The organism is Streptomyces sp. NPDC048420 (assembly GCF_040651535.1).
Taxonomy (GTDB): Bacteria; Actinomycetota; Actinomycetes; order Streptomycetales; family Streptomycetaceae; genus Streptomyces.
Window position 1 is genome coordinate 75287 of record NZ_JBEZKG010000023.1, and the last position, 24171, is coordinate 99457.

At 71.2% G+C, this 24171-nt stretch carries 18 protein-coding genes and 1 pseudogene; 3 read left to right on the forward strand and 16 right to left on the reverse strand.

Annotated features, from left to right (window positions below; genetic code table 11):
- Positions 1-36 precede the first annotated feature (36 nt).
- The 8 genes from topA to bldG all read right to left on the reverse strand — a co-directional run bounded on the left by topA (position 37) and on the right by bldG (position 12019).
- On the reverse strand, positions 37-2865 hold the full coding sequence (gene topA / locus AB0D34_RS35715) for a type I DNA topoisomerase (RefSeq protein WP_362669388.1): 2829 nt from the start codon (positions 2863-2865) through the stop codon (positions 37-39).
- Positions 2866-3123: 258 nt separating this feature from the next.
- Positions 3124-3321 carry a hypothetical protein gene (locus AB0D34_RS35720; RefSeq protein ID WP_362669390.1) on the reverse strand — a complete coding sequence of 66 codons (198 nt, stop codon included), beginning with the start codon at positions 3319-3321 and terminating at the stop codon, positions 3124-3126.
- A 256-nt stretch (positions 3322-3577) separates the two neighbouring features.
- Positions 3578-5803, reverse strand: coding sequence for a protein kinase (locus AB0D34_RS35725; protein ID WP_362669392.1), 2226 nt, complete (start codon positions 5801-5803; stop codon positions 3578-3580).
- A gap of 179 nt (positions 5804-5982) precedes the next feature.
- Positions 5983-7515 (reverse strand): methyltransferase, encoded by a 1533-nt coding sequence (locus tag AB0D34_RS35730; protein ID WP_362669395.1) that lies wholly within the window; start codon positions 7513-7515, stop codon positions 5983-5985.
- A 102-nt stretch (positions 7516-7617) separates the two neighbouring features.
- Positions 7618-8211: a small secreted protein gene (locus AB0D34_RS35735; RefSeq protein ID WP_362669397.1), complete on the reverse strand. Its 594-nt coding sequence runs from the start codon at positions 8209-8211 to the stop codon at positions 7618-7620.
- Between the two features lie 215 nt (positions 8212-8426).
- Positions 8427-10832 carry a sodium-translocating pyrophosphatase gene (locus tag AB0D34_RS35740; RefSeq protein WP_362669399.1) on the reverse strand — a complete coding sequence of 802 codons (2406 nt, stop codon included), beginning with the start codon at positions 10830-10832 and terminating at the stop codon, positions 8427-8429.
- A 287-nt stretch (positions 10833-11119) separates the two neighbouring features.
- Entirely contained in the window at positions 11120-11557 is a 438-nt protein-coding gene (locus tag AB0D34_RS35745) for an ATP-binding protein (protein WP_362669401.1), read from the reverse strand.
- 120 nt (positions 11558-11677) lie between these two features.
- The gene (gene bldG / locus AB0D34_RS35750; RefSeq protein ID WP_006132569.1) at positions 11678-12019 is read right to left on the reverse strand and encodes an anti-sigma factor antagonist BldG; all 342 of its coding nucleotides are present in this window, start codon (positions 12017-12019) and stop codon (positions 11678-11680) included.
- Between the two features lie 80 nt (positions 12020-12099).
- Between bldG and AB0D34_RS35755 the strand changes: the two genes are divergently transcribed.
- Positions 12100-14709: a DEAD/DEAH box helicase gene (locus AB0D34_RS35755; RefSeq protein WP_362669403.1), complete on the forward strand. Its 2610-nt coding sequence runs from the start codon at positions 12100-12102 to the stop codon at positions 14707-14709.
- Here AB0D34_RS35755 and AB0D34_RS35760 read toward each other — a convergent pair.
- The 7 genes and pseudogenes from AB0D34_RS35760 to ssd form a co-directional block, all read right to left on the reverse strand.
- Positions 14675-15025, reverse strand: a pseudogene (locus tag AB0D34_RS35760) (Rv3654c family TadE-like protein); the annotation flags it as partial. The gene AB0D34_RS35755 and the pseudogene AB0D34_RS35760 overlap by 35 nt on opposite strands.
- 281 nt (positions 15026-15306) lie before the next feature.
- The gene (locus AB0D34_RS35765) at positions 15307-15672 is read right to left on the reverse strand and encodes a TadE family type IV pilus minor pilin (protein ID WP_362669404.1); all 366 of its coding nucleotides are present in this window, start codon (positions 15670-15672) and stop codon (positions 15307-15309) included.
- Positions 15659-15880 carry a DUF4244 domain-containing protein gene (locus tag AB0D34_RS35770; protein ID WP_362669406.1) on the reverse strand — a complete coding sequence of 74 codons (222 nt, stop codon included), beginning with the start codon at positions 15878-15880 and terminating at the stop codon, positions 15659-15661. Before AB0D34_RS35770 ends, AB0D34_RS35765 begins: the two co-directional genes overlap by 14 nt.
- Before the next feature lie 77 nt (positions 15881-15957).
- Positions 15958-16746, reverse strand: coding sequence for a type II secretion system F family protein (locus tag AB0D34_RS35775; RefSeq protein WP_362669409.1), 789 nt, complete (start codon positions 16744-16746; stop codon positions 15958-15960).
- Positions 16743-17750 carry a type II secretion system F family protein gene (locus AB0D34_RS35780; protein WP_362669411.1) on the reverse strand — a complete coding sequence of 336 codons (1008 nt, stop codon included), beginning with the start codon at positions 17748-17750 and terminating at the stop codon, positions 16743-16745. The genes AB0D34_RS35775 and AB0D34_RS35780 overlap by 4 nt, the downstream gene beginning before the upstream one ends.
- Before the next feature lie 102 nt (positions 17751-17852).
- The gene (locus AB0D34_RS35785) at positions 17853-19001 is read right to left on the reverse strand and encodes a TadA family conjugal transfer-associated ATPase (RefSeq protein ID WP_362669412.1); all 1149 of its coding nucleotides are present in this window, start codon (positions 18999-19001) and stop codon (positions 17853-17855) included.
- A 344-nt stretch (positions 19002-19345) separates the two neighbouring features.
- Positions 19346-20449, reverse strand: coding sequence for a septum site-determining protein Ssd (gene ssd, locus AB0D34_RS35790; protein ID WP_362669414.1), 1104 nt, complete (start codon positions 20447-20449; stop codon positions 19346-19348).
- Positions 20450-21042: 593 nt separating this feature from the next.
- Between ssd and AB0D34_RS35795 the strand changes: the two genes are divergently transcribed.
- The gene (locus tag AB0D34_RS35795) at positions 21043-21888 is read left to right on the forward strand and encodes an HAD family hydrolase (RefSeq protein WP_362669416.1); all 846 of its coding nucleotides are present in this window, start codon (positions 21043-21045) and stop codon (positions 21886-21888) included.
- Positions 21889-22235: 347 nt separating this feature from the next.
- Here AB0D34_RS35795 and AB0D34_RS35800 read toward each other — a convergent pair whose 3' ends face one another.
- A complete protein-coding gene (locus AB0D34_RS35800) occupies positions 22236-23060 on the reverse strand; it encodes an oxidoreductase (protein ID WP_362669418.1) in 825 nt (274 codons plus the stop codon).
- Positions 23061-23161: 101 nt separating this feature from the next.
- Between AB0D34_RS35800 and AB0D34_RS35805 the strand changes: the two genes are divergently transcribed.
- Positions 23162-24142, forward strand: a complete 981-nt coding sequence (locus tag AB0D34_RS35805) for an ATP-binding protein (RefSeq protein WP_362669419.1) — start codon at positions 23162-23164, stop codon at positions 24140-24142.
- Positions 24143-24171 lie beyond the last annotated feature (29 nt).

Consider the following 24171-nt stretch of genomic DNA (forward strand, 5'->3'; position numbering starts at 1 on the left):
CGTTCGCATTGCGAAGCCTCAGTGGACAGCGCCGGACTAGTCCTCGGCCGCCGTCTTCGAGGCCGCCGCCTTCTTCGCTGTGGCGGTGGTCTTCTTCGCAGCCGTCGTCGTCTTCTTCGCGGCGGTCTTCTTGGCCGCCGTCGCCTTCTTGGCAGGAGCCTTCTTGGCCGGGGCCTTCTTCGCGGGCGCCTTCTTCGCCGTCTTCTTGGCGGGGCCCTTGGCCCGCTTCTCGGCGAGCAGTTCGAAGCCGCGCTCGGGGGTGATCTCCTCGACGCTGTCGCCGGAGCGCAGGGTCGCGTTGGTCTCCCCGTCGGTCACATACGGCCCGAAGCGGCCGTCCTTGACCACGACCGGCTTCTCGCTGACCGGGTCGGTGCCCAGCTCCTTCAGCGGCGGCTTGGCGGCCGCGCGACCGCGCTGCTTGGGCTGCGCGTAGATCGCCAGCGCCTCTTCGAGGGTGATCGTGAAGAGCTGGTCCTCGGTCTGCAGCGAGCGCGAGTCCGTGCCCTTCTTCAGATACGGCCCGTAGCGGCCGTTCTGTGCGGTGATCTCCTGGCCCTCGGCGTCGGCGCCGACGACCCGCGGCAGCGACATCAGCTTGAGCGCGTCCGCGAGCGTCACCGTGTCCAGGGACATCGACTTGAACAGCGAGGCCGTCCGCGGCTTCACGGCGTTCTTGCCGGTCTTCGGGGTGCCCTCGGGGAGCACCTCGGTGACGTACGGGCCGTAGCGGCCGTCGCGGGCGATGATCTGACGACCCGTCTCCGGGTCGGCGCCGAGCTCGAAGTCACCGCTCGGCTTGGCGAGCAGCTCCTCCGCGAGCTCGATCGACAGCTCGTCCGGGGCCAGGTCCTCGGGCACGTCGGCCCGCTGGTGGTTCTCGGAGTCCTTCTCGCCGCGCTCGACGTACGGGCCGTAGCGGCCGACCCTGAGCACGATGTCGTTGCCCACCGGGAACGAGGAGACCTCGCGCGCGTCGATCGCGCCCAGATCGGTCACCAGTTCCTTGAGGCCGCCGAGGTGGTCCCCGTCGCCGTTGCCCGCGTCGGCCGCACCGCCCGCGGCAGCGCCTTCACCGAAGTAGAAGCGCTTCAGCCACGGCACGGACTGCGCCTGGCCGGCCGCGATGCGGTCGAGGTCGTCCTCCATGCGGGCCGTGAAGTCGTAGTCGACGAGCCGCCCGAAGTGCTTCTCCAGGAGGTTGACCACGGCGAAGGACAGGAAGGACGGCACGAGTGCCGTGCCCTTCTTGAAGACATAGCCGCGGTCGAGGATCGTGCCGATGATCGAGGCGTACGTCGACGGACGGCCGATCTCGCGCTCTTCGAGCTCCTTGACCAGGCTGGCCTCGGTGTAGCGGGCCGGGGGCTTGGTGGCGTGCCCGTCGACCGTGATCTCCTCGGCGCTCAGGGCGTCGCCCTCGGCGACCTGGGGCAGCCGGCGCTCGCGGTCGTCCAGCTCGGCGTTCGGGTCGTCGGCACCTTCGACATACGCCTTCAGGAAGCCGTGGAAGGTGATCGTCTTGCCGGAGGCGCTGAACTCGACGTCCCGGCCGTCGGCGGCGGTGCCGCCGATCTTCACGGTCACGCTGTTGCCGGTCGCGTCCTTCATCTGCGAGGCGACGGTGCGCTTCCAGATCAGCTCGTAGAGCCGGAACTGGTCGCCCGTCAGGCCGGTCTCGGCCGGGGTGCGGAAACGATCACCCGAGGGACGGATGGCCTCGTGCGCCTCCTGCGCGTTCTTGACCTTCCCGGCGTACGTCCGCGGGGACGAGGGCAGGTAGTCGGCGCCGTACAACTGCGTGACCTGGGCGCGGGCCGCGGTGATGGCGGTGTCGCTGAGGGTCGTGGAGTCCGTACGCATGTAGGTGATGAAGCCGTTCTCGTACAGCTTCTGGGCCACCTGCATGGTCGCCTTCGCGCCGAAGCCGAGCTTGCGCGAGGCTTCCTGCTGGAGGGTCGTCGTACGGAACGGGGCGTACGGCGAGCGGCGGTACGGCTTGGACTCGACCGAGCGGACCGCGAACCGCGTCTGCTCCAGGGCGGCGGCCAGGGCGCGGGCGTTGGCCTCGTCCAGGTGAAGGGTGTTGGCGCCCTTCAGCTGCCCCAGGGAGTCGAAGTCACGGCCTTGTGCGACCCGCTTGCCGTCCACGCTCTGCAGACGGGCCACGAGGGTCGACGGGTCGCTCGGGTCCCCCGCGCGGCCGGTCCCGAAGGTGCCGGTCAGGTCCCAGTACTCGGCGGAACGGAACGCGATGCGCTCACGCTCCCGCTCCACGACGAGCCGGGTGGCGACGGACTGGACACGGCCGGCCGACAGGCGCGGCATGACCTTCTTCCACAGGACCGGCGAGACCTCGTAGCCGTAGAGGCGGTCGAGGATGCGGCGGGTCTCCTGGGCGTCGACCAGCTTCTGGTTCAGCTCGCGCGGGTTGGCGACGGCGGCCTGGATCGCGGCCTTGGTGATCTCGTGGAAGACCATCCGCTTGACCGGGACCTTGGGCTTCAGGACCTCCTGGAGGTGCCACGCGATGGCCTCGCCCTCGCGGTCCTCATCGGTGGCGAGGAAGAGCTCGTCGGAGTCCTTCAGGAGGTCCTTGAGCTTCTTGACCTGGGCCCGCTTGTCGGCGTTGACGACATAGATGGGCTCGAAGTCGTGCTCGACGTCCACGCCGAGCCGGCGCACCTCGCCGGTGTACTTCTCCGGCACCTCCGCGGCGCCGTTGGGGAGGTCGCGGATGTGCCCGACGCTCGCCTCGACGACGTATCCGGGGCCGAGATAGCCCTTGATCGTCTTCGCCTTGGCAGGCGACTCGACGATGACGAGTCGGCGGCCGCCCTGTGCGGTCTCGCTGGTCGGGGACAACTTCGCTCTTCTCTCCGGTCGACGCTGGGCTCTCCCCAGGTCTTGGTTCCCGGGGTCGGGTCATGCTGACGCTGCGGAGTGTGACGGTACATCCCGCCCCCGTGTCAAACGGGAAAAGCCCGCAACGGCCACTCGAACGGTAACCCGACTACCGCCATTCCTGCCGCCCGGAGTACCCACCGGCCTTTTCGGGATCATCCGGAGGGCGATCTCCCCATTACTGGTCGACCGGTATGCGGAGGTGTCCCGGCAGGCGTTCTAGAGGCGGGCGAAGCACCAGGCGGCGAGAGCCAGCGTGAGGAGCGCGGCGAGGGTCGCGACGGCGGCGGATGCGACGGGACTCACACCGTGGGCGACGGGTTGGCGATGGCGTACCCGGGCCGCGGTCCACATCAGCAGCCCTCCTCCGAACAGGGCGAACACCACTCCCGCGAAGATCGCCGGTCCGCTCTCCATGGTTCCCGGTGCCCCTTTTCTCCCGTCCGTGCGTGCGTCTTCCATGGAGAGTGGCACGCGCGGACGGCGCACAGACGAACCCCGGGTGAACGCCGCGCCGACGGAGCTGTGGACTCCCCCGGACCGGCCCCCGGCCGGCCGCCCGGGCCCCGCCCCGGTCGCCCACGGATCCCGTCCGATTCTCGTCCGGTTCTCACCCCGATCCCCCGCATCCCGGCCGGGCGCGCGCCGGAATCGGCACGGAAACCGACCGGATTCAGACCGCGCCGGGCGGGGGTATCTTTCCGCTCGACTGCTTGTTGTCGGTCAGGCTCACCGTGCACACGATCTTGTTGAATCCCTTCTTCCAGTCGTCCTCGTCGGCCACCCAGCCGTACACGAGACGCTGCTGGCTGGGCGCCCACGTCGACTCGAATTTGTTGCCGCACAACTTGGTCGCGTTGTCGGTGCCCTTCTTGTAGCTCATTTCGGCCGGGGCCTGAACGGTGCCGATCACCTGGTCGGTGTGGGGTTTCCCGCAGTCGGTGAGCGGTGCCTTGTAGCCGTCGTCGAGCTGCTGGTAGACCCAGCAGTCGCCGACGCTCATCTGACCGACCCACAGGTCCGTGCCCAGATCGCGGAAGCGGCCGACCTCACCGCCTATCGCGGCATGGCGGCCGAGTACGAGACATGCCGTACCGCTGCCCGCCGCGCCGAAGCCCTCCTCGGTCGGCAGTACGGCGTACCCGGCGGCGTCCGGCAGTGCGTTCACGACGGGCCGGCTCAGGTCCGCGCAGCGTTTCGCGCCCTCGGCCTTGGCGTCGGCGAAGTCGGTGGCCGTGTCGACCGCCACCACCTGGCCGTCCGGCCAGTCGTCCGCGCAGTCCACGACACCCAGGTTCGGCGCCGACCGGAACGGCGTCCCCGACCACACCGCCTGCACACAGTCACCGGTCTCCAGAGGTTCGTCGAGCCCGACCACATCGCCGTACGGCAGCACGGGGCCGGTCGGCGACGGGGTGCCCCGGGAGCGGCTCGGACCGGGCGATGACGACGACTTGGTCGCGGTGTCCTTCTCGCCGTCGTCCCCGGTCAGCGACAGGGCCCCCCACACGCCGCCCGCGACGACGAGAAGCACGCCGACGACAAGAGCGACGAGCGCGAGGCGCTTGCTGGAGCCGGGGCGCTGCGAGGACGGCAAAGGAGCCTGGCCCCCGGGCCCGCCAGGCCCACCGACTCCGCCCGGACCACCGTAGGCAGTCGGCATGGCGGCGACGGTGGGCATACCGGGGGCGGTCGGGCCGCCATGCGCATACGGCGACTGCGGAGCCGTGGTGCCGTACGGACCGGCGGAACCCTCACCACCGCTCCCATGCGGTGAACCCCCGCTCTGCGCATAGGGGTTGCCCGGTTCCGGCGACTGTCCGGCGGGCGGCGGCCACCCGCTGTACGGCGGTGTACCGGGCGTCGCCCCCGGCGTCTGCGGAGTGCCGGGGGCCTGCGGAGTACCGGGTGTCTGCGGAGTGCCCGGTGCCGGGCCCCAGCTCCCGGCAGGCGGGCCGAACCCTCCCGGGGAGGAGCCGTACCCCGCCCCCGGCGCACCCGTGGCCGCGGCCGCGCCCCAGGCTCCCACCGCACCCTGCACAGCCCCCTCCAGCCCCCGCTTCGCCGCCTCCGGCGAGAACCTGCGCACGGGGTCCTTGACCAGCAGCCCCAGCAGCACCGGCGTCAGTTCAGCGGCCCGGACGGGCGGGGCGGGGTCCTCGCCCAGCAGGGCCGTGAACGTGGCGTACTCACCGTGGCGGTCGAAGGGGCCGTGGCCCTCGACGGTGGCGTACAGCGTGGCGCCCAGGGAGAACAGGTCGGCGGCCGGCGTCGGTGGTTCGCCCCGCGCGCGCTCCGGGGCGAGATAGCCCGGTGTGCCGAGGATGCCGGCGGTCGCGGTGAGCCGGGGCTCGCGGGACTCGGGCTGCAGGGCGATGCCGTAGTCGGTGAGCAGCACGCGCGCGTAGGGGTCGCCCGAAGCGTCCGGTGCCAGAAGGATGTTGGCCGGTTTCACATCCCGGTGCAGGATGCCGACGCGGTGTCCCGCGGTGAGGGCGTCGAGGACGGCGAGCCCGATGCGGGCCACCTGCGCGGGCGGCAGCGGCCCGGAACGCCGTACGACCGCCTGGAGGTCCACCGCGTCCGGCACGTACTCCATGACGATCCACGGAAGCCCCTCGTACATCACCACGTCGTGCACGGTCGCCACGTGCGGGTGGCCGCGCAGCCGGGCCGCGTGCCGGGCCTCGCTGCGGGCCCGGGCGATGCGCTGAGCCGTCTCGGTCGCGTCCATCGGCGCGTCCGGAAGCGCGATCTCCTTGATCGCGACCTCGCAGGCCAGCTCCTCGTCGTACGCGAGCCAGACGCGGCCCATGCCGCCCGCGCCGAGTGTCCGCAGCAGCCGGTACCGGCCGTTGATGATCCTGTCCTCGCCGTGATCCGGCGTCTCCCCCGCCATCACGCCTCCCCCCGAGACCCGAGACAGCGCGCCTCCCCCGAGAACGCGCGTAGTTCGTCCCTAGAAGGTAGCTTCGCACGCCCCACTGACAGGAGGCCTTTTCGGGGCCAATCCCGTCAGACCGGGCACAGGGGTCCCAGGGGTGCGGGGGTGCCTCAGCGGGCACGTCCCGCCGGATTTCACGCCGGCTCCAGGAACCCCTGCTCCACCAGCAGCCTGATCTGCGCGGGCGTTCGGTCGCGCAGCATGACCGGGTCCTCGCCCATGAGCTGGGCGATCGCGTCGAGGATGCGGCCCGCGCTCAGCGAGCCGTCGCACACACCGGCGAAGCCCGCGCCGACCGTGTCCACCTTGGTGGCCCGGCGCATCCCGCGGTGCTGGCGCAGCACGACGTGCTCCGGGTCCTCGGCGCCGGGCAGCCCGACCTGCTCCTGGACGATCTCGGGCACGAGCTTGAAGTGGGCCTCCAGCAGGGCCGCGTCGTCGTTGGCGCGCAGGTAGTCGAGGCGCTCGAAGTGGGCCAGGACGGTGTCGCCGAGCGGCTGCTCGACCGGGTGCGGCCACTCCTCCACGGTGATCGAGGGCACGGCGGAGCCCGTCCTGCGCAGCGTGATCCAGCCGAAGCCCACGGCCTTCACCTTGCGCGCCTCGAACTCGTCCAGCCAGGCGTCGTAGAGAGCCTGGTACTCGGCCGGGTCGCCCCGGTGGTCACCGGCGTCCCTGAGCCACAGCTCGGCGTACTGGGTGATGTCCTGGACCTCGCGCTGCACGATCCACGCGTCGCACCCGCGCGGCACCCACGACCTGAGCCGGTCCTGCCAGTCCTCCCCCTCGACGTGCTGCCAGTTGGCGAGGAACTGCGCGAACCCGCCCTCGTTCAGCAGCTCCCCCGCCCCCTGAACGACCGAGCGGCACAGATCGTCCCCGCCCATCCCGCCGTCGCGGTACTTCAGCCTCGCCCCCGGCGAGATCACGAAGGGCGGGTTCGACACGATCAGGTCGTACGTCTCCCCCTGCTTGAGCGGCTCGAACAGCGAGCCCTCCCGCAGGTCGGCCGCCGGGGCGCCGGACAGCGCCAGCGTGAGCGCGGTGATGTGCAGCGCGCGCGGGTTGAGGTCGGTCGCGCACACGCGTGTGGCGTGCTGCGCGGCATGCAGGGCCTGGATCCCGGACCCGGTCCCGAGGTCGAGGGCCGACGACACGGCCGTACGCACCGTGATGCCCGCGAGGGTGGTGGAGGCACCGCCGACCCCGAGGACGACACCCTCGTCACGGCTGCCGATGCCACCGGCTCCGCCGACCGCGCACCCCAGGTCCGACACGATGAACCAGTCCTCGCCGTCCGGCCCGCCGTACGGCCGTACGTCCACCGTCGCGGCCACCTCGTCGCTGCCGATCCGGATCAGCCAGCCGCTCTCCAGACACGCGTCCACGGGCAGGATGCCCTCCACGCGCGCGTGGGGCACCGGCTGCTGCAGGAGGAACAGGCGTACGAGCACCTCCAGCGGGGTGTCCCCGCGGGTCGCCCGGAGCGCGGGGACGGTCTCACTGCGTGCGAGCGCGGCGTACGCGGGCGCGCCGAGGAGTTCTAGCAGCCCGTCGGCGGTGAACGAGGCGCCGAGAAGGGCGTCCCGCAGCCGGGCGGTGACGTCGACGTCGGAGCCGCCGGGGACGGGCGTGGCGGGCAGCGTGGGCAGACTGGAGGTACTCACGCCACCATTGTGTCCCGCACCCGCCCGCGCGGAACGCTCCACAGGGCGAATCGCGGCCGCGGCACACGGCGAACCACGGGGCTACGCGCCGGTCGCCGGCGCTCAGCTGTCCGTGGACGACGCCGAGGGCGACGCCGAGACCTGCTTGCAGCCCGACTGCTCGGCCAGCGCCTGCTTGGTGTCGCCGGACTCCAGCTTCTTCAGCGCGTCGAGGGCGGTCTGGCGCTGTGTCTCCACCTTCTTCATCTGGGCGGAGACGTCCTTGAGGCCGCTCGCGAACTTCGCCTGGTCCTTGGTGTCGAGCCCGTCCACCTGGGTCTTCATGTCGGCGTAGGCCGCCGAGAGGGCCGTGAGCTGCTTGACGGCGTCCTGGAGGTTCTTCGCGCCGCCCTCGGCACCGGGAGGCGCGCCGGCGCTCTGGATCACCGTGGCGCGCGCCTTGTAGCCGTCGGACAGGTCCTGGAAGGCCTGGGAGTCGGCCTTCTGGAGCTCCGCCGGGGTGCTCTCGGTGTCCTCGGCCGCCTTGGTGATCGCGTCGTAGGCCGCCGTGATCTTCTTGTTCTGGGCCGGCACCAGGTCGCAGACCTTCTTGGCCCAGGCGTCGAGTTCCTTGTTGTCCTCGCTGCCACTGCATCCCGTCAGCGCCAGCACCAGTACCGCACCGCTGGACAGCGCGGCCGCGAGCTTCTTGTTCACCGGATCGGTCCCTTCCGTGGCCTCTCAGCCCCCGGACCTTACACAGCACACGCACCACAACCGCGCACCGAATATCCCAAATAAGACACTTTGATCGTGTTCGCGCCAGGAGAGAGAAGCCTCACGACCGAGGGGCGCGCACGCACAAGGAGGGCGGGCGGCGCATGAACACGCGCCGCCCGCCCACCCCTTGAGCTGGGGCTGCTTCGAAGGACCTACGAAACCACCGCGGGATCCACCGACTTGGCCGCCTCCTTCTCGTTGTCTTCGTCACCCACGGCGATACCACGCCGCTTGGAGACGAAGACCGCGCCGGCGATCACGAGGAACGCGAGCACGGCGATGAAGATCCGTACGCCGATGCTCTTGTCGTCGCCGTAACTGAATTTGATCACCGCGGGGGCGATCAGCAGCGCCACCAGGTTCATGACCTTCAGCAGCGGGTTGATCGCGGGGCCCGCGGTGTCCTTGAAGGGGTCGCCGACGGTGTCGCCGATCACCGTCGCGGCATGGGCCTCGCTGCCCTTGCCGCCGTGGTGACCGTCCTCGACGAGCTTCTTGGCGTTGTCCCAGGCACCGCCGGAGTTGGCCAGGAAGACCGCCATCAGGGTGCCCGCGCCGATCGCGCCGGCGAGGAACGCGCCGAGCGCGCCGACACCGAGGGTGAACCCGATGAAGATCGGCGCCAGCACGGCGAGCAGACCGGGTGTGGTGAGTTCGCGCAGGGCGTCCCTGGTGCAGATGTCGACTACCTTGCCGTATTCCGGCTCCTCGCTGTAGTCCATGATCCCGGGATGGTCGCGGAACTGCCGCCGCACCTCGTAGACCACCGAGCCCGCCGACCGCGACACCGCGTTGATCGCCAGCCCCGAGAAGAGGAAGACGACCGCCGCACCGGCGATGAGCCCGACGAGGTTGTTTGGCTGCGAGATGTCCATCATCAGGCTCATCGGCGCACCGGCCCCGCTGAGCTTCTCGCCGACGTCCTGCGCGCCGGTCGTGATCGCGTCACGGTACGACCCGAAGAGCGCCGACGCCGCGAGAACCGCGGTGGCGATCGCGATGCCCTTGGTGATGGCCTTGGTGGTGTTGCCGACGGCGTCCAGGTTGGTGAGCACCTGCGCGCCCGCGCCCTCGACGTCGCCGGACATCTCGGCGATGCCCTGCGCGTTGTCGGAGACCGGCCCGAAGGTGTCCATGGCGACGATCACACCGACCGTGGTGAGCAGACCGGTGCCGGCCAGCGCCACCGCGAACAGGGCCAGCATGATCGAGGTGCCGCCGAGCAGGAAGGCGCCGTAGACGCCGAGGCCGATCAGCAGGGCGGTGTAGACGGCCGACTCGAGACCGATCGAGATACCGGCGAGGACGACGGTGGCGGGCCCCGTGAGCGAGGTCTTGCCGATGTCCTGGACCGGGCGGCGGTTGGTCTCGGTGAAGTAGCCGGTCAGCTGCTGGATGACGGCGGCGAGCAGGATGCCGATCGCCACGGCGACGAGGGCGAGGATCCGCGGGTCGCCGTCCCTGCCGCTGATCGCCGTGTCGGTGACGCCGTCGAGGTCGGCGTACTTCCCCGGGAGGTAGACGAAGACGGCGATCGCCACCAGCACGAGCGAGATCACCGCGGAGATGAAGAACCCCCGGTTGATCGCGGACATGCCGCTGCGGTCGGAGCGGCGCGGGGCCACCGCGAAGATGCCGATCATCGCGGTGATCACGCCGATCGCCGGGACGAGCAGCGGGAAGGCGAGCCCGGAGTCGCCGAAGGCCGCCTTGCCGAGGATCAGCGCGGCGACCAGGGTCACGGCGTACGACTCGAAGAGGTCGGCCGCCATGCCCGCGCAGTCGCCGACGTTGTCGCCCACGTTGTCGGCGATGGTCGCGGCGTTGCGCGGGTCGTCCTCCGGGATGCCCTGCTCGACCTTGCCGACCAGGTCGGCGCCGACGTCTGCGGCCTTGGTGAAGATGCCGCCGCCGACCCTCATGAACATCGCGATGAGCGCCGCGCCGAGACCGAAGCCCTCCAGGACCTTCGGCGCGTCGGCCGCGTACACCAGCACCACGCAGGAGGCGCCCAGCAGACCGAGCCCCACCGTGAACATGCCGACCACGCCGCCCGTTCGGAATGCGATCTTCATGGCTTTGTGCGAGACGGCGGTGAGATCCTTTTCCGGCTCGCCTTCCGCCGGGGTGGCTTCTCGCGCGGCCGCGGCCACCCGCACATTGCTGCGCACGGCGAGCCACATGCCGATATAGCCGGTGGCCGCCGAGAACGCGGCACCGATCAAGAAGAACACGGATCGGCCTGCGCGCTGATTCCAGTCGTCCGCGGGCAGCAGCATGAGCAGGAAGAACACCACGACGGCGAATACGCCGAGCGTGCGCAACTGGCGTGCCAGATAGGCGTTCGCGCCTTCCTGGATGGCCTTCGCGATCTTTTTCATGCTCTCGGTGCCCTCGCCGGCGGCGAGCACCTGGCGTACCAGGACGCCTGCCACCACGAGCGCCGCCAGGGCAACGACCGCGATGACCGCGATCAGCACCCGGTTGTCGTCGGTGAGCACCGCGGCCGCGAAGGTTGTGGGCTGGTCCAACTGATCAGGGGTAGAAAGCCCCGCCATTCGTCCTCCTTGACGCTTGGGCTGAGCTCAAGATGTGGACGGATTGTAGGTACCCCGCCCTGATCAAAACAGGGCGCGGTAAACGGAATTCGCCTTTACAGAACCTGAAAGCAGTAATGCCCCGGAGGCATTCATGGGCGATATCTAGATCGTGAACCAATTCACGAAATGCATCGCACCAGACCACTGTAGGCACAGAAAGCCCACGCCGACATGCGGAAGGGCCCTACCGGTCGGTAGGGCCCTTCCGCATGTCGAACAGAAATCTGATTCGCGGAGCGAGAGATTCAGGGAAGTACTGCGGCCGGCGGCGTGGTCGGCCAGGTCATACGGATCTGACCGCCGTGCTCCCCTGCGGTGACCTCGACGTCGTCGACGAGGCCGCTGATGACCGCGAGGCCCATCTCGTCCTCCTCGGTCTCCACGTCCGGGTCCTCGCCCGCGGCGCCCGGAGCCCGGTCACCCGGGGCCGAACGCGGCGCCTCGTCGCCGACCTCGATGGAGAACTGCTTCTCCTCCTCGATCAGCAGCACCTTGACCGGCGCGATGATGCCGCCGCTCTGGTGCAGTCCGACGGCACGGGTGCAGGCCTCGCCGACAGCGAGTCTGACCTCGTCGAGGACGGCCTCGTCCACTCCGGACCTGCGCGCCACCGCTGCCGCCACCAGTCGGGCGGTCCTGACGTGCTCGGGCAGCGCGCTGAAACGGAGTTCAACGGTGGCCATGCGTCCCCCTCGGAACTACGGGCGTGCTGTCGAGGGACCGGGCCGCCGAAAGCCCGGACCCCCTCCTGGTACTTCTGCCGACGTCCTTCACCGATCCGGGCACAGGGGCCCGGAAACGGGTCAGTCCGTCGCCGCCACCGCTTCTTCGACCGAGGTGTGGATCGGGAACACCTTGGTCAGACCGGTGATACGGAAGATCTTGAGAATGCGCTCCTGGTTGCAGACCAGGCGCAGCGAGCCCTCATGGGCACGCACACGCTTCAGGCCGCCGACCAGCACGCCGAGACCGGTGGAGTCGAGGAAGTCCACGCCCTCCATGTCGACGACAAGGTGGAAACTGCCGTCGTTCACCAGCTCGACCAGCTGCTCGCGCAGCTTGGGCGCGGTATATACGTCGATTTCGCCACCGACCCTGACGATCGTGCGATCGCCGACGGTCTCGGTCGACAGGGACAGGTCCACGGATCCTCCAGCACCTTGCTATCGAGCGGTCGCCCCTCGGGACACCTCGGCAGAGCCCCCGGGACGGTTCGCCAGCCGCGATGGCATTCAATCACTTACCGGCAGGCGTGCACGACGCCTTGGTCCCATTGTCCGTCACGCCAGTGACACACTCGGTGCCGATGGCCAAGAATCTCCGATCCGATCGACCCTCGACGGACCCCGGCTCCCGCCCCACGCCGAGCACAGTCCTGGACCGGCTCGCCGCCGGGCCGAGCCGGGCTGCGCGCATCACTCATACGGAGCACTTGCCCCCACGGGCGGGTCGGCATGCCGTCTGGCCTGACCGGATTCGTTCGGAGGTCGTCGCGGCCGTCCAGGCGTGCGGCATCGAACATCCCTGGGCCCACCAGGCACAGGCCGCAGAGCACGCGCTGGACGGCGAGTCGGTCGTGGTCGCCACCGGCACCGCCTCCGGCAAGTCCCTGGCGTACCTCGTGCCGGTCCTCTCGGCCCTCCTGGACGGCTCCGAGGCCCCGAACGGCCGTGGCGCCACCACCCTCTACCTGGCCCCCACGAAGGCCCTGGCGGCGGACCAGTGCCGCTCGGTGAAGGAACTTTCACAACCGCTGGGCAATTCCGTGCGCCCCGCGGTCTACGACGGCGACACGCCGTTCGAGGAACGCGAGTGGATCCGCCAGTACGCCAACTACGTCCTCACCAACCCGGACATGCTGCACCGCGGGATACTCCCGTCCCACTCCCGCTGGTCCTCCTTCCTGAAGGCGCTCAAGTACGTCGTCATCGACGAGTGCCACACCTACCGGGGCGTGTTCGGCTCCCACGTCGCCCAGGTGCTGCGCCGCCTGCGCCGCCTCTGCGCCCGCTACGGCGCCTCCCCCGTGTTCCTGCTGGCCTCCGCGACCGCCGCCGAGCCCTCGGTCGCCGCCCGCCGCCTCACCGGCCTCCCGGTGGTCGAGGCCGCCGACGACGCCTCACCGCGGGGCGAACTGGTGTTTGCCCTTTGGGAGCCCCCGCTGACGGAGATGCAGGGCGAAAAGGGCGCGCCGATCCGCCGTACGGCCACCGCGGAGACGGCCGACCTGTTGACCGACCTTGCCGTGCAGGGCGTTCGCTCGGTCGCCTTCGTCCGCTCCCGGCGCGGCGCCGAGCTCATCTCCGTGATCGCCCAGGAGCGGCTGGCCGAGGTCGACCGCACCCTGGCCCGCCGCGTGGCGGCGTACCGCGGCGGCTACCTCCCCGAGGAGCGCCGCGCCCTGGAACAGGCCCTCCACTCGGGAGAGTTGCTGGGCCTGGCCGCCACGACCGCGCTAGAACTCGGCATCGACGTCTCCGGTCTGGACGCCGTGCTGATCTCCGGCTATCCCGGCACGCGCGCGTCCCTGTGGCAGCAGGCGGGCCGGGCCGGGCGAGCGGGCCAGGGCGCCCTGGCCGTCCTGGTCGCCCGCGACGACCCCCTGGACACCTTCCTCGTCCACCACCCCGAGGCCCTCTTCGACCAGCCCGTGGAGTCCACGGTCCTCGACCCCGACAACCCGTACGTCCTCGCCCCGCACCTGTGCGCGGCCGCGGCCGAACTACCGTTGACGGACGAGGACATGGCCCTCTTCGGCCCGGCCTGCGAGGACCTGCTGCCGCAGCTGGAGTCGGCGAAACTCCTGCGCCGCCGCACCAAGGCCTGGCACTGGACCCGCCGGGAACGCGCCGCCGACCTCACCGACATCCGCGGCGAGGGCGGCCCCCCGATCCAGATCGTCGAGTCCGGCACGGGCCGCCTCCTCGGCACGGTCGACGCGGGCGCCGCCCACACCGCCGTCCACGAGGGCGCGGTCCATCTCCACCAGGGCCGTACGTACCTGGTCCGGTCGCTGGACCTGGAGGACTCGGTGGCCCTGGTCGAGCAGGCGAGCCCGTCGTACTCGACGGTCGCCCGGGACACGACCTCCATCGCCGTCCTGGAGACGGACGTCGAAGTCCCCTGGGGCGAGGGCAGGTTGTGCTACGGCTCCGTCGAGGTCACCAACCAGGTGGTCTCCTTCCTCCGCAGACGTCTGATCACCGGCGAAGTGCTCGGCGAGACGAAACTCGCCCTCCCTCCTCGTACGCTGCGCACGCGCGCGGTGTGGTGGACGGTCACCGAGGACCAGCTCGACGAGGCCCGGATCAACCCGGAGATCCTCGGCGGCGCCCTGCACGCCGCCGAACACGCCTCGATCGGCCTGCTGCCCCTCTTCGCGACCTGCGACCGCTGGGACATCGGCGGGGTGTCGATCCCCCTGCACCCCGACACACTGCTGCCCACGGTCTTCGTCTACGACGGCCACCCGGGCGGCGCGGGCTTCGCGGAGCGCGCCTTCCACACTGCCCGCGCCTGGCTCACCGCCACCCGCCAGGCCATCGCCTCCTGCGAGTGCGACGCCGGCTGCCCGTCCTGCATCCAGTCCCCCAAGTGCGGCAACGGCAACGACCCACTGCACAAGAGGGGGGCGGTACGGCTGCTCACGGTGCTGTTGCGGGGAGCGCCGGAGGAGGGGGAGGTGGTGGCTCCAGAGCTCTCCGAAGCTGGTCTCGCCGATCCGAAGCCGGACCACCAGGAGTCACCGGACCACCAGGACGTGACGCCCGCTCGGAGCCCGGCGGCAACAGAGCCTCCGACGGAACCGGCCCCGCAGGTCCCGCCCTTGCCCTGACCTCCGCCGTGAACGGGCCCCTCCCCGAGGCCGCCGTCACGTCCGAGATCTCCCCGACCATCGCGCACCGCACCAGCCGCGCACCCTGAGCCCGCGCCACCCCCTCCGCCCGGGCGCAGGCCCCCGCGGAACCGTCGGCCCAGTGATCCGCCGCCGCAAGGGCCGCAAGATCCGCACTACCGGCCGCACGATGCCGTACGACGACGGCCTGCCCGAGCGAGAGCACGCCCCCGAACACCACGCACAGCACCGCGATGGCACCCACACTCCAGACGGTGGCGGAACCCCGGTCGGACCGAGCAGCGCTGAGGTGCACACCGACACACCGGCCAACGGCCCGGCGGACGTCGGCAGAGCAGTCGCCGACGCGCCGCAGGAACCATGCGCCGACGCGGCGAAGAGCGGCGGCCCGAAGGAGGGCGGCCCCCTCCTCGGCGCGACCCGGCGTGACGGACAGAGCGATGCCGGCTCCCTCTTCGACGAGACCCAGCGAGGCAACCTGAACGGTGACGGCCCCTTCCTCGACGCGCCCCAGCGTGGCCGCCGAAGCGATGGCGGCACCCTGCCCCGAGGCCCCACCCTCCGCCGGTCCGCCGCTCATCTCCCTCCCTCCACCGTCTCCTCCACCAATGCCACGGCCTCCTCCCGCACTTCGAACGGCAGGCCGTCCAGCGCGGGAGGCCTCGCCACGACCACCACCCGGACCCGGTCGCCCTCGCGGGCGACCGTCACCTCCGCGTCGTGCGGTGCCGTGTCCCGGGCCACCCGGACGACCGCGTCGGTGGGATCCTGGCGGGCCGCCGCGCGGGCGCCCGTCCTGGCCGCGTCCACGCACTGGATCTGCGCGGCCACCACGAGCAGCCCCCACACCAGTGCCGTCGCGAACATCACCAGCACGGGCAGCACCATGGCCGACTCAGCCGTCACGAACCCCTGGTCCGAACCCCGTTCACGCCTTCGCATCGAGCGCCCGCTTCACGATGGCCTGGAGCTCCGCGCTGACGGCCCCACTCGTCACCACCTTGTAGAGCACGACCGCGAACGCCACCGCCGCGACGATCCCCATCGCGTACTCCGAGGTGACCATCCCCGTGTCCCCACGCATCGACCGCGCCCTGCCCACTACCCCGCACACCACGGCACGCACCCGCGCCCAAACCGCCTTGTACATCTCAACCCCCGTAAGGAATCAGTCCTGTTGACCATCTGTCCGAACTACTCGTCCGCCGGATCACCGGCCGCCGCAAGTCACCGCCCACCTCCTCCCAGCACCCCACCCGCGAGCCCGATCACGATCGGCAGGACGCCGACGGCGATGAACGCGGGCAGGAAACACAGCCCCACCGGCGCGGTGACCAGCACGGCGGCCCGCCGGGCTCGTTCCGTCGCGGCACGTCCCCAGTCGGCGCGGGCGTCCGCCGCGAGTGCGGCGACCGGTCCGGCCGCGGGCAGTCCGGTCACATCGGCCCGTTCCAGCAGCCGCGCCAGCGCCCCGGCACCCGGTGTCGAGGCGAGCCTGCGCCAGGCCTCGCCCGGCTCCCCGCCGAGCCGCACCTCGGCCGCCCCACGCGCGAGCCCCTCTCCGACGGGACCGCCCAACGCCTCGCCGACCGCCTGCGCCGCGATGACGGGACCGGCGCCCGCCGCGATACAGGCGGCCAGCAGGTCGGCGGCGAGCGGCAGTTGCCGGGCCGCCTCGCGCGCATCGGCCTCCTGGACGCCCACCCCGGCCGACTGCCGAAGCCGCCACCGCCACAGCCCCGCCGCGACGACCAGCCCGACCACGACACCGGCGACCCCACCGACCAGAACCCACCCGGCCAAGCCCACCCCGGCCACGGGCAGCCACCGCCGCACGAGATCCCGCCTCCTGAACCACGGGATCTCGACCGTGACCTCCGCGGCGGCCAGCAACTCACCCAACCGCCGCCGCAGTCTCCGCTCGTGCCGCATCGTGGCGACCGACCGGGCCAGCCAGGCGACTGCCAAGGCCGCCCCCTCGACCACCCCCAGGCTGTGGACAACTTCCGAGCTCACGCCGTCTCAGCTCCCCGTACGATCCGCATCGCCCACCACATCCCGACGCCCTCCAGCACTCCGCCGACCAGCAGGCAGCCCAGTCCGGCACCGGTGTGCAGCAGGACGTGCAGCGGATCGGCGCCGAGGGCGGCACCCAGGCCCAGTCCGAGGGCCGGCAGCGCGGCGAGCATCCACGCCGTGGACCGCGCTCCCGCCAACTGGGCGCGCAGATCGGCTCGTTGGTCCCGCTCGGCCCGCAGCGCCCCTTCGAGCCGATCGAGCCCCGCCGCAAGCCCCGCGCCCTGGTCCACGGCCACTCGCCAACACGCGGCGAGCCCCGACAGCCCTTCGGCTCCCGGCCGCCGAGCCGCCACCGCGAGCGCCCCCGGAACATCCCCACCGAAGCGGGCCGCCGCGAGCACAGTCGCCTGCGCCTCCCCGAACCCGCCGGACTCCGACCCACCGGAACCGACCTGCCCACCTGCCCACAGCCTCCGAAAGCCGCGCCGCCCGGCCCCGGGCGCTCCGGAACCAGAGTCGCCACAACCGAGCCCACCCGAGCCGGCTCCACCGCCCCCCGCCCTCTCGAAGTCCCGCACGGCCCGCATCAGCGCCTCCCCCGGCTGCTGTCCCGTCCGCACCTCCCCGGCGACCGACGCGCACAGCGCGATCACCGCATCCGCCCGACGCTCACGCACCCGACGCGCCTCCCGGGTCAGCCGCACCCGTCGCAGCAACGGCACCCCGGCCGCCCCCGCGACGACCGGCAGCACCGAAGCTCCCAGCACGGCGAGCAGCAGCCCGGCCACCGCAGCCCACCACTCGAACCCGAGCCGCCCGCGAGCCCGCGACACCTCCACCACCAGCCACCGCCACGGCGGAGGCCCGACCCCCACACCCCCGCCGCCCGCCAACACCGCCTGCGCCCGCCGCGCCCCGGCCCGCCGCCCGCCCACCAGCCACACGGCCACCCCGAGGCACGCCACAGCCACACCCATCGCCCCCACCGACATCTCACCCATCCCGATCACCAAGTCCCTTCCGTCGTCCCAGCCGTCACGCCGCCACCGATGCCGCCTCGGCCGTCACCGATGCCACCTCAACCGCCACCCGTTGCGCCGAAGTCACCCCGCCTCCCCCAGCAGCCCCCGCAACCGCTCCCACCCCCGCTCGTACGCGAACGCCTCCGCACCCCACCGCAGCGCCGGCACCGTCCGCACCAGGCCCGAGGAGTCCCGCTCCAGCACCCGCACCTCAGCGATCCGCCGCCGCCCGGCCCGGTCGCGCACGAGATGCAGTACGACCGACAGCGCGGCCGCCAACTGGCTGTGCAGCGCGGCCCGGTCGAGCCCGGCGGCCGTCCCCAGCGCCTCGAGACGGGCCGGTACATCGGCCGCCGCATTCGCGTGCACGGTCCCGCAGCCGCCTTCGTGGCCCGTGTTCAACGCGGCCAGCAGATGCACTACTTCAGACCCTCGCACCTCACCCACGACCAGCCGGTCGGGCCGCATCCGCAGCGCCTGCCGTACGAGGTCCTCCAGCGTGACGAGCCCGGCGCCCTCCTGGTTGGCGGGTCGGGTCTCCAGTCGGACGACGTGCGGATGGTCCGGCCTGAGCTCCGCCGAGTCCTCCGCGAGCACGATCCGCTCGCCGGGCCCGACAAGGCCCAGCAACGCGCTGAGCAATGTCGTCTTGCCCGTACCGGTACCGCCGCTGATGAGGAAGGACAGCCGCGTGTCGAGCAGCGCCCGCAGCACCCGGTCCCCGCCCGGCGGCACCGTGCCGGCCGCGACCAGCTCGTCCAGCGTGAACGCACGCGGCCGTACGACCCGCAGCGACAGACAGGCACAGCCGACGGCGACCGGGGGAAGCACCGCGTGCAGCCGGGTCCCGTCCGGCAGCCGGGCGTCCACCCAGGGCCGCGCGTCGTCCAGGCGCCGCCCGGCGACCGCGGCCAGTCGCTGCGCGAGACGTCGTACGGCGGCCGCGTCCGGGAAGGAGACGGCGGTCAGCTCGAGTCCGCCGCCCCGGTCCACCCAGACCCGGTCCGGCGCCGAGACCAGGACATCGGTCACCGACGGGTCGGTGAGCAGCGGCTCCAGGGGCCCGCTGCCGACCAGCTCGGACCGCAACCGCTCCGCCGCGCCTAGGACTTCGGCATCCCCGAGGACCCGCCCCTGCTCCCGCAGCGCCTGCGCCACACGCGCGGGCGTCGGCTCGGCCCCGCTCTCGGCCAGCCACTGCCGTACGCCGTCCAGCAGTCCGGAAGCCATGTCCGCACCGTCCGCGGAGCCCACGGCCGACCCCCGTGAAGGCCGTGGCTCACCGGCCTCGCCCGAAGACCCACCCGGCCGTCCCCATCCGACGGACACGCCCGAAGAACCGCCCGGAGGCCCTTCCGAAGATCCCCCCGCCCCCCGCCGCTGATCAGCCCCGCCCACGGCCGTCTGCCGTTGAGCCTTTACCCCCGCCACCCGCCATCGCTCGTCCGAACGGTCCGAGACTCGCCCTTCCGTCCCCCGCTCGCCCACCCGCTCCGCAGCTGCCGCACCCGCTCCGCGCCGCCCGATTGCCCCGCCTGCCACGCCGTCCGTCCACGCATCCGCGTACCGCCCGCTCATGCCGCCCTCGCCTCGACCAACGCGCGCTCCCAGAACTCCTTGCAGAACCGGGCCAACGGCCCTCGTACGGCCGCGCCCGGCGGTGCCTCGCTCCCCTGGGGCCGTTGCAGTGCGGACTCGACCGGCACCTCGCCCACCAGGGGCAGTCCGAGCAACCGGGCCACCTCGCGGTCGTCGAGGCCGGGTGCGTACGGGCCGCGTACCGCCACCCTCAGATCCCGCAGGACCATGCCGACGGCGGAGGCCACGCGGCCGGCTGCGGCGACGGCCCGCAGTTCGGCGGGGACCACGAGAATCCCGACGTCGAGCTGGGCGAGCACCTCGGCGACGTCGTCGTCCAGGCGGCGCGGCAGGTCGACGACGACGGTGCCGCCCCGGCGCCGGGCCGCGGCGAGGACCGCCCGCACGGCCTGGGGCGGCACGGCGATCCGGTCGCCGCGATCCCAGCTCAGCACCCGCAGCGAGTGCAGCCGCGGCAGCGACTCCTCCAGGGCACCACCGCCGACCCGTCCGCGTGAGGCGGCGAACGCGGGCCAGCGCAGCCCTTCGGTGCTCTCGCCACCGAGGAGTACATCGAGTCCGCCGCCCAGCGGATCGGCGTCCACGAGGAGCGTGCGCAGGCCCTCACGCGCGGAGGTGACGGCGAGGGCGCACGCGAGCGTGGAGGCTCCGGCCCCGCCGCGGCCGCCGATGACTCCGACGGTGAGGGCGGGCCTGCCGACGCCCTCGGTGACGTCGGCGATGCGGTCGACCAGCCACTGCTCGCCGTCGGGCAGCATCAGGACGTGGTCGGCGCCGATCTCGACGGCCCGTTTCCACACCCCCGAGTCGTCCTGGTCCCGGCCCACGAGCACCACTCCGCGTCGACGCGCGGCCCCCCGCACACGGTGGGCGGCGTCGTCGCCGACCAGGACGAGCGGGGCCGCCTCCCAGTTGCCTCTGGGCTCCGGCACCCCGTGGTGCACCTCGGCTTTAGCTCCGGCCGCCGCGCACAGGCGCAGCAGATCGTCGAGCAGGTCCTCGTCCTCGGTGACGATCAACGGCTGCCCCGGCCGCCCTCCGGCGGTGGGCTGCGGATCGTGTGTGACGGCTGCGGTCACGTCTACATCCCCCTTCACTGCACCGCGCCAGGGCCGTGCAGCACCTCTCTCACGCGGCCCCTTCGGCCCCGCGATTCCCAAACCTGTGAAGAACCGGCAACCGGCCTCCATATGAACGGCCGATACGAACCGGCCAAACACACCCGACTAACCAGAACCGGCCATGAAGTCGGTCGGAGCGGGACGCGTTGGAATCACGGTGCAGCGATCCCGGAAATCGTGTGGATCTTGGTCGATAACTGTGGACAACTCAGCGGTTGTGAATATCGCCATCACCCATACCGGTGAGCCCAGTGCGGCCTGTGTACGACCTCCGCAGCGCAGCCCGACGGCTACACAACGTGACGGATCACGGGCATGTGGAAGAGGCGACCGAAGCCGCCTCGAAGCGGTCAGGGAACCGCGCAGGGAAGAGAGAAAACCCACCCGGACATGCGACGACCCCCACCGGGGGGGAGAGTGGGGGTCGTCTCCACGGCCGACTCGGGGGGGGAGGAGCCGGGCCGGGTTAGCACGGTCGCGAACGATCCGTGACTTCCATGGTGTACCCGAGAGCCCTCTCAGGCAAACCCATGCGTCCCACCTTACGCCGAATGGGCTGCGCCTATGCTCGGGTCGTGGAAAACCACTCCTTGCCCCGCACAGCTGCCTTCTTTGACCTGGACAAGACGGTCATTGCGAAGTCGAGCACGCTCACGTTCAGCAAGTCGTTCTACCAAGGCGGCCTGATCAACCGCAGGGCCGCCCTGCGGACCGCCTATGCCCAGTTCGTCTTCCTCGTCGGCGGTATGGACCACGACCAGATGGAGCGCACCCGCGAGTACCTCTCCGCACTCGTGCGCGGCTGGAACGTCCAGCAGGTCAAGGAGATCGTGGCCGAAACGCTCCACGACCTGATCGACCCGATCATCTACGACGAGGCCGCCTCGCTCATCGAGGAGCACCACACCGCCGGCCGGGACGTGGTCATCGTCTCCACGTCCGGCGCCGAGGTGGTCGAGCCGATCGGTGAACTGTTGGGCGCCGACCGGGTGGTGGCCACGCGCATGGTCGTGGGCGAGGACGGCTGCTTCACCGGCGAGGTGGAGTACTACGCGTACGGCCCGACGAAGGCCGAGGCGATCAAGGAACTGGCCGAGTCCGAGGGCTACGACCTGGAGCGCTGCTACGCCTACAGCGACTCGGCGACCGATCTGCCGATGCTCGAAGCCGTGGGTCATGCGCATGCGGTCAACCCGGACCGGGCGCTGCGTCGTGAGGCTCTCGCGCGCGGGTGGCCGATCCTCGATTTCCACCGGCCGGTCCGGCTCAAGCAGCGACTGCCGGGATTCGCCGTACCGCCTCGTCCGGCGCTTGTCGCGGTCGCCGCGATAGGAGCGGCGGCGGCCACGGCGGGTCTCGTCTGGTATGCGAATCGGCGCCGGGCGACGGTGGCCTGAGACAGCGACCCGAGGCGATTCAGCCCACTTCAAGCCTATTTGAGATAAAAGTAAAGAACGACGGCCAGGGGTTCCGCTTGCTCCGGTCCTGGAGTACAAAGGGGTTAACGGCCCGCGAGACCAAGGACATCCGAGAGGATCACCTTAATAACGCATTTGGCCCCACGGACCGAGCATGGACATCGAGCACCCACGCGACGTCGACCCGTCGATTACGGGCCAGCCGCACCAGGTGACGGGCAAAGTTCCCGGCCTGATGGGCAATATATCGAGGACGCTTGGTAACCCGGTGAACATGCCAGCGGCGGTACGAGGACTCGTACCGCCGCAACCCTGTTCAGGGAGCTTTACGCCGCCCCGCGCTGCAGCGCCTCGCACACCGCCGTCGACTCGCGCGCACCCAGTTCGATCGCGCTGCCGCAGTGGGCGATCCAGGCGGCCATGCCTTCGGGGGTGCCGGAGACGTAGCCGTCGAGCGCCGCCAGATAGGCCGCCCGCCCCAGTTCGGCGTGACCGACCTCCGCCGGGCAGACCGACTTGGGGTCGAGACCGCTGCCGACCAGGACGATCCGCGCGGCCGCGCGCGCGACCAGGCCGTTGTGGGAGACGAAGGGCCGCAGAGCGAGGAGTTCTCCCTGTACGACGGCGGCCGTGACCAGCGCGGGGGCGGAGCTGCCCGCGCTGATCAGCTCGGACAGGCCCTCGAGGCGACCCGAGACCTCGGCCGCGCTCGGCAGCGGCAGCTCGATGAGCGGCTCGTCGACGGTCTCGCCGGCCTGCCGCGGACGCCCGATCTCATCGCCCTTGTCGGCCGCGGCCACCAAGTGCAGCCGGGCCAGCACCCGCAGGGGCGACTGCCGCCAGATGGACAGCAGTTGACCGGCCTCGGCAGTCAGCCTGAGGGCCGCGCCCATGACCCGTGCCTCGTCGTCGACGCCGAAGTCCGAGCGTCGGCGCACCTCTTCGAGGGCCCAGTCGGCGCCGGACAGCGCGGCTGAGCCGCGGGCACCGCGCAGGGCCGCCTCGGAGGTGATCTCGTTGCTGCGGCGCCGCATGACGCGGTGTCCGTAGACCCGGTCCACGGACTTGCGCACGGACTCCACGGAATCGGCCACCCCGGGCAGCGAACCCAGGGCCGCGAGCGGATCGGCGGTCGCGCCTGTCGTACTCATGAGTACGACACTACGCAACCCGGCCCCGCACCCCTCGATGGAGTGGTCTTCTTCACGTACGCCTGCCACATACAGCTATCACCCCACTACGCTTCGTGAACATGAAAATTGCTTTCGTCGGGAAGGGCGGCAGCGGCAAGACCACACTGTCCTCCCTGTTCATCCGCCACCTCGCGGCCACCGGTGCGCCGGTGATCGCCGTCGACGCCGACATCAACCAGCACCTGGGCCCGGCGCTCGGCCTGGACGAGGCGGAGGCGGCAGCTCTGCCCGCCCTGGGTGATCGGCTGCCGCTGATCAAGGAGTACCTGCGCGGCACCAACGCGCGCATCACCTCCGCCACGGAAATGATCAAGACAACCCCGCCCGGCGAGGGGTCCCGGCTGCTGCGGGTGCGCGAGGACAACCCGGTCTACGACGCCTGCGCCCGGCCGGTGGAACTCGACGGCGACGTCGTCCGTTTGCTGGTCACCGGCCCCTTCACAGACGCCGATCTGGGGGTCGCCTGCTACCACTCCAAGACCGGAGCGGTGGAGCTGTGCCTGAACCACCTGGTGGACGGGCAGGGCGAGTACGTCGTGGTGGACATGACGGCGGGCTCGGACTCCTTCGCCTCCGGCATGTTCACCCGCTTCGACATCACGTTCCTCGTCGTCGAGCCGACCCGGAAGGGGGTCTCCGTCTATCGCCAGTACAAGGAGTACGCCCGCGACTTCGGTGTCGTCCTGAAGGTCGTCGGCAACAAGGTGCAGGGTCAGGACGACCTCGACTTCCTCCGCGCCGAAGTCGGGGACGACCTGCTGGTGACGGTCGGGCACTCCGACTGGGTGCGTGCCCTGGAGAAGGGCCGGCCGCCCCGGTTCGCGCTCCTGGAGGACATCAACCGGCGCGCCCTGCACCGGTTGCGGACCGCCGTGGACGCGACGTACGAGCTGCGGGACTGGGAGCGCTACACCCGGCAGATGGTGCACTTCCACCTGAAGAACGCCCAGTCCTGGGGCAACGAACGCACGGGGGCCGACCTGGCGGCGCAGATCGACCCCTCGTTCGTGCTCGGTGAGAGCGCGGTGGCGGCCGTCTGAGGACAACAGCCGGACAACCGCCGGAAAGT

Excerpts from the sequence above, each read along its gene's own strand:
- AB0D34_RS35720 (WP_362669390.1), bottom strand. The coding sequence starts at position 3,321 with ATGGAGAGCGGACCGGCGATCTTCGCGGGAGTGGTGTTCGCCCTGTTC.
- AB0D34_RS35725 (WP_362669392.1), bottom strand. The coding sequence starts at position 5,803 with ATGGCGGGGGAGACGCCGGATCACGGCGAGGACAGGATCATCAACGGC.
- AB0D34_RS35740 (WP_362669399.1), bottom strand. The coding sequence starts at position 10,832 with ATGGCGGGGCTTTCTACCCCTGATCAGTTGGACCAGCCCACAACCTTC.
- AB0D34_RS35745 (WP_362669401.1), bottom strand. The coding sequence starts at position 11,557 with ATGGCCACCGTTGAACTCCGTTTCAGCGCGCTGCCCGAGCACGTCAGG.
- AB0D34_RS35755 (WP_362669403.1), top strand. The coding sequence starts at position 12,100 with ATGGCATTCAATCACTTACCGGCAGGCGTGCACGACGCCTTGGTCCCA.
- AB0D34_RS35765 (WP_362669404.1), bottom strand. The coding sequence starts at position 15,672 with ATGCGAAGGCGTGAACGGGGTTCGGACCAGGGGTTCGTGACGGCTGAG.
- AB0D34_RS35770 (WP_362669406.1), bottom strand. The coding sequence starts at position 15,880 with ATGTACAAGGCGGTTTGGGCGCGGGTGCGTGCCGTGGTGTGCGGGGTA.
- AB0D34_RS35780 (WP_362669411.1), bottom strand. The coding sequence starts at position 17,750 with ATGGGTGAGATGTCGGTGGGGGCGATGGGTGTGGCTGTGGCGTGCCTC.
- AB0D34_RS35785 (WP_362669412.1), bottom strand. The coding sequence starts at position 19,001 with ATGGCTTCCGGACTGCTGGACGGCGTACGGCAGTGGCTGGCCGAGAGC.
- AB0D34_RS35795 (WP_362669416.1), top strand. The coding sequence starts at position 21,043 with ATGGGCTGCGCCTATGCTCGGGTCGTGGAAAACCACTCCTTGCCCCGC.
- AB0D34_RS35800 (WP_362669418.1), bottom strand. The coding sequence starts at position 23,060 with ATGAGTACGACAGGCGCGACCGCCGATCCGCTCGCGGCCCTGGGTTCG.
- AB0D34_RS35805 (WP_362669419.1), top strand. The coding sequence starts at position 23,162 with ATGAAAATTGCTTTCGTCGGGAAGGGCGGCAGCGGCAAGACCACACTG.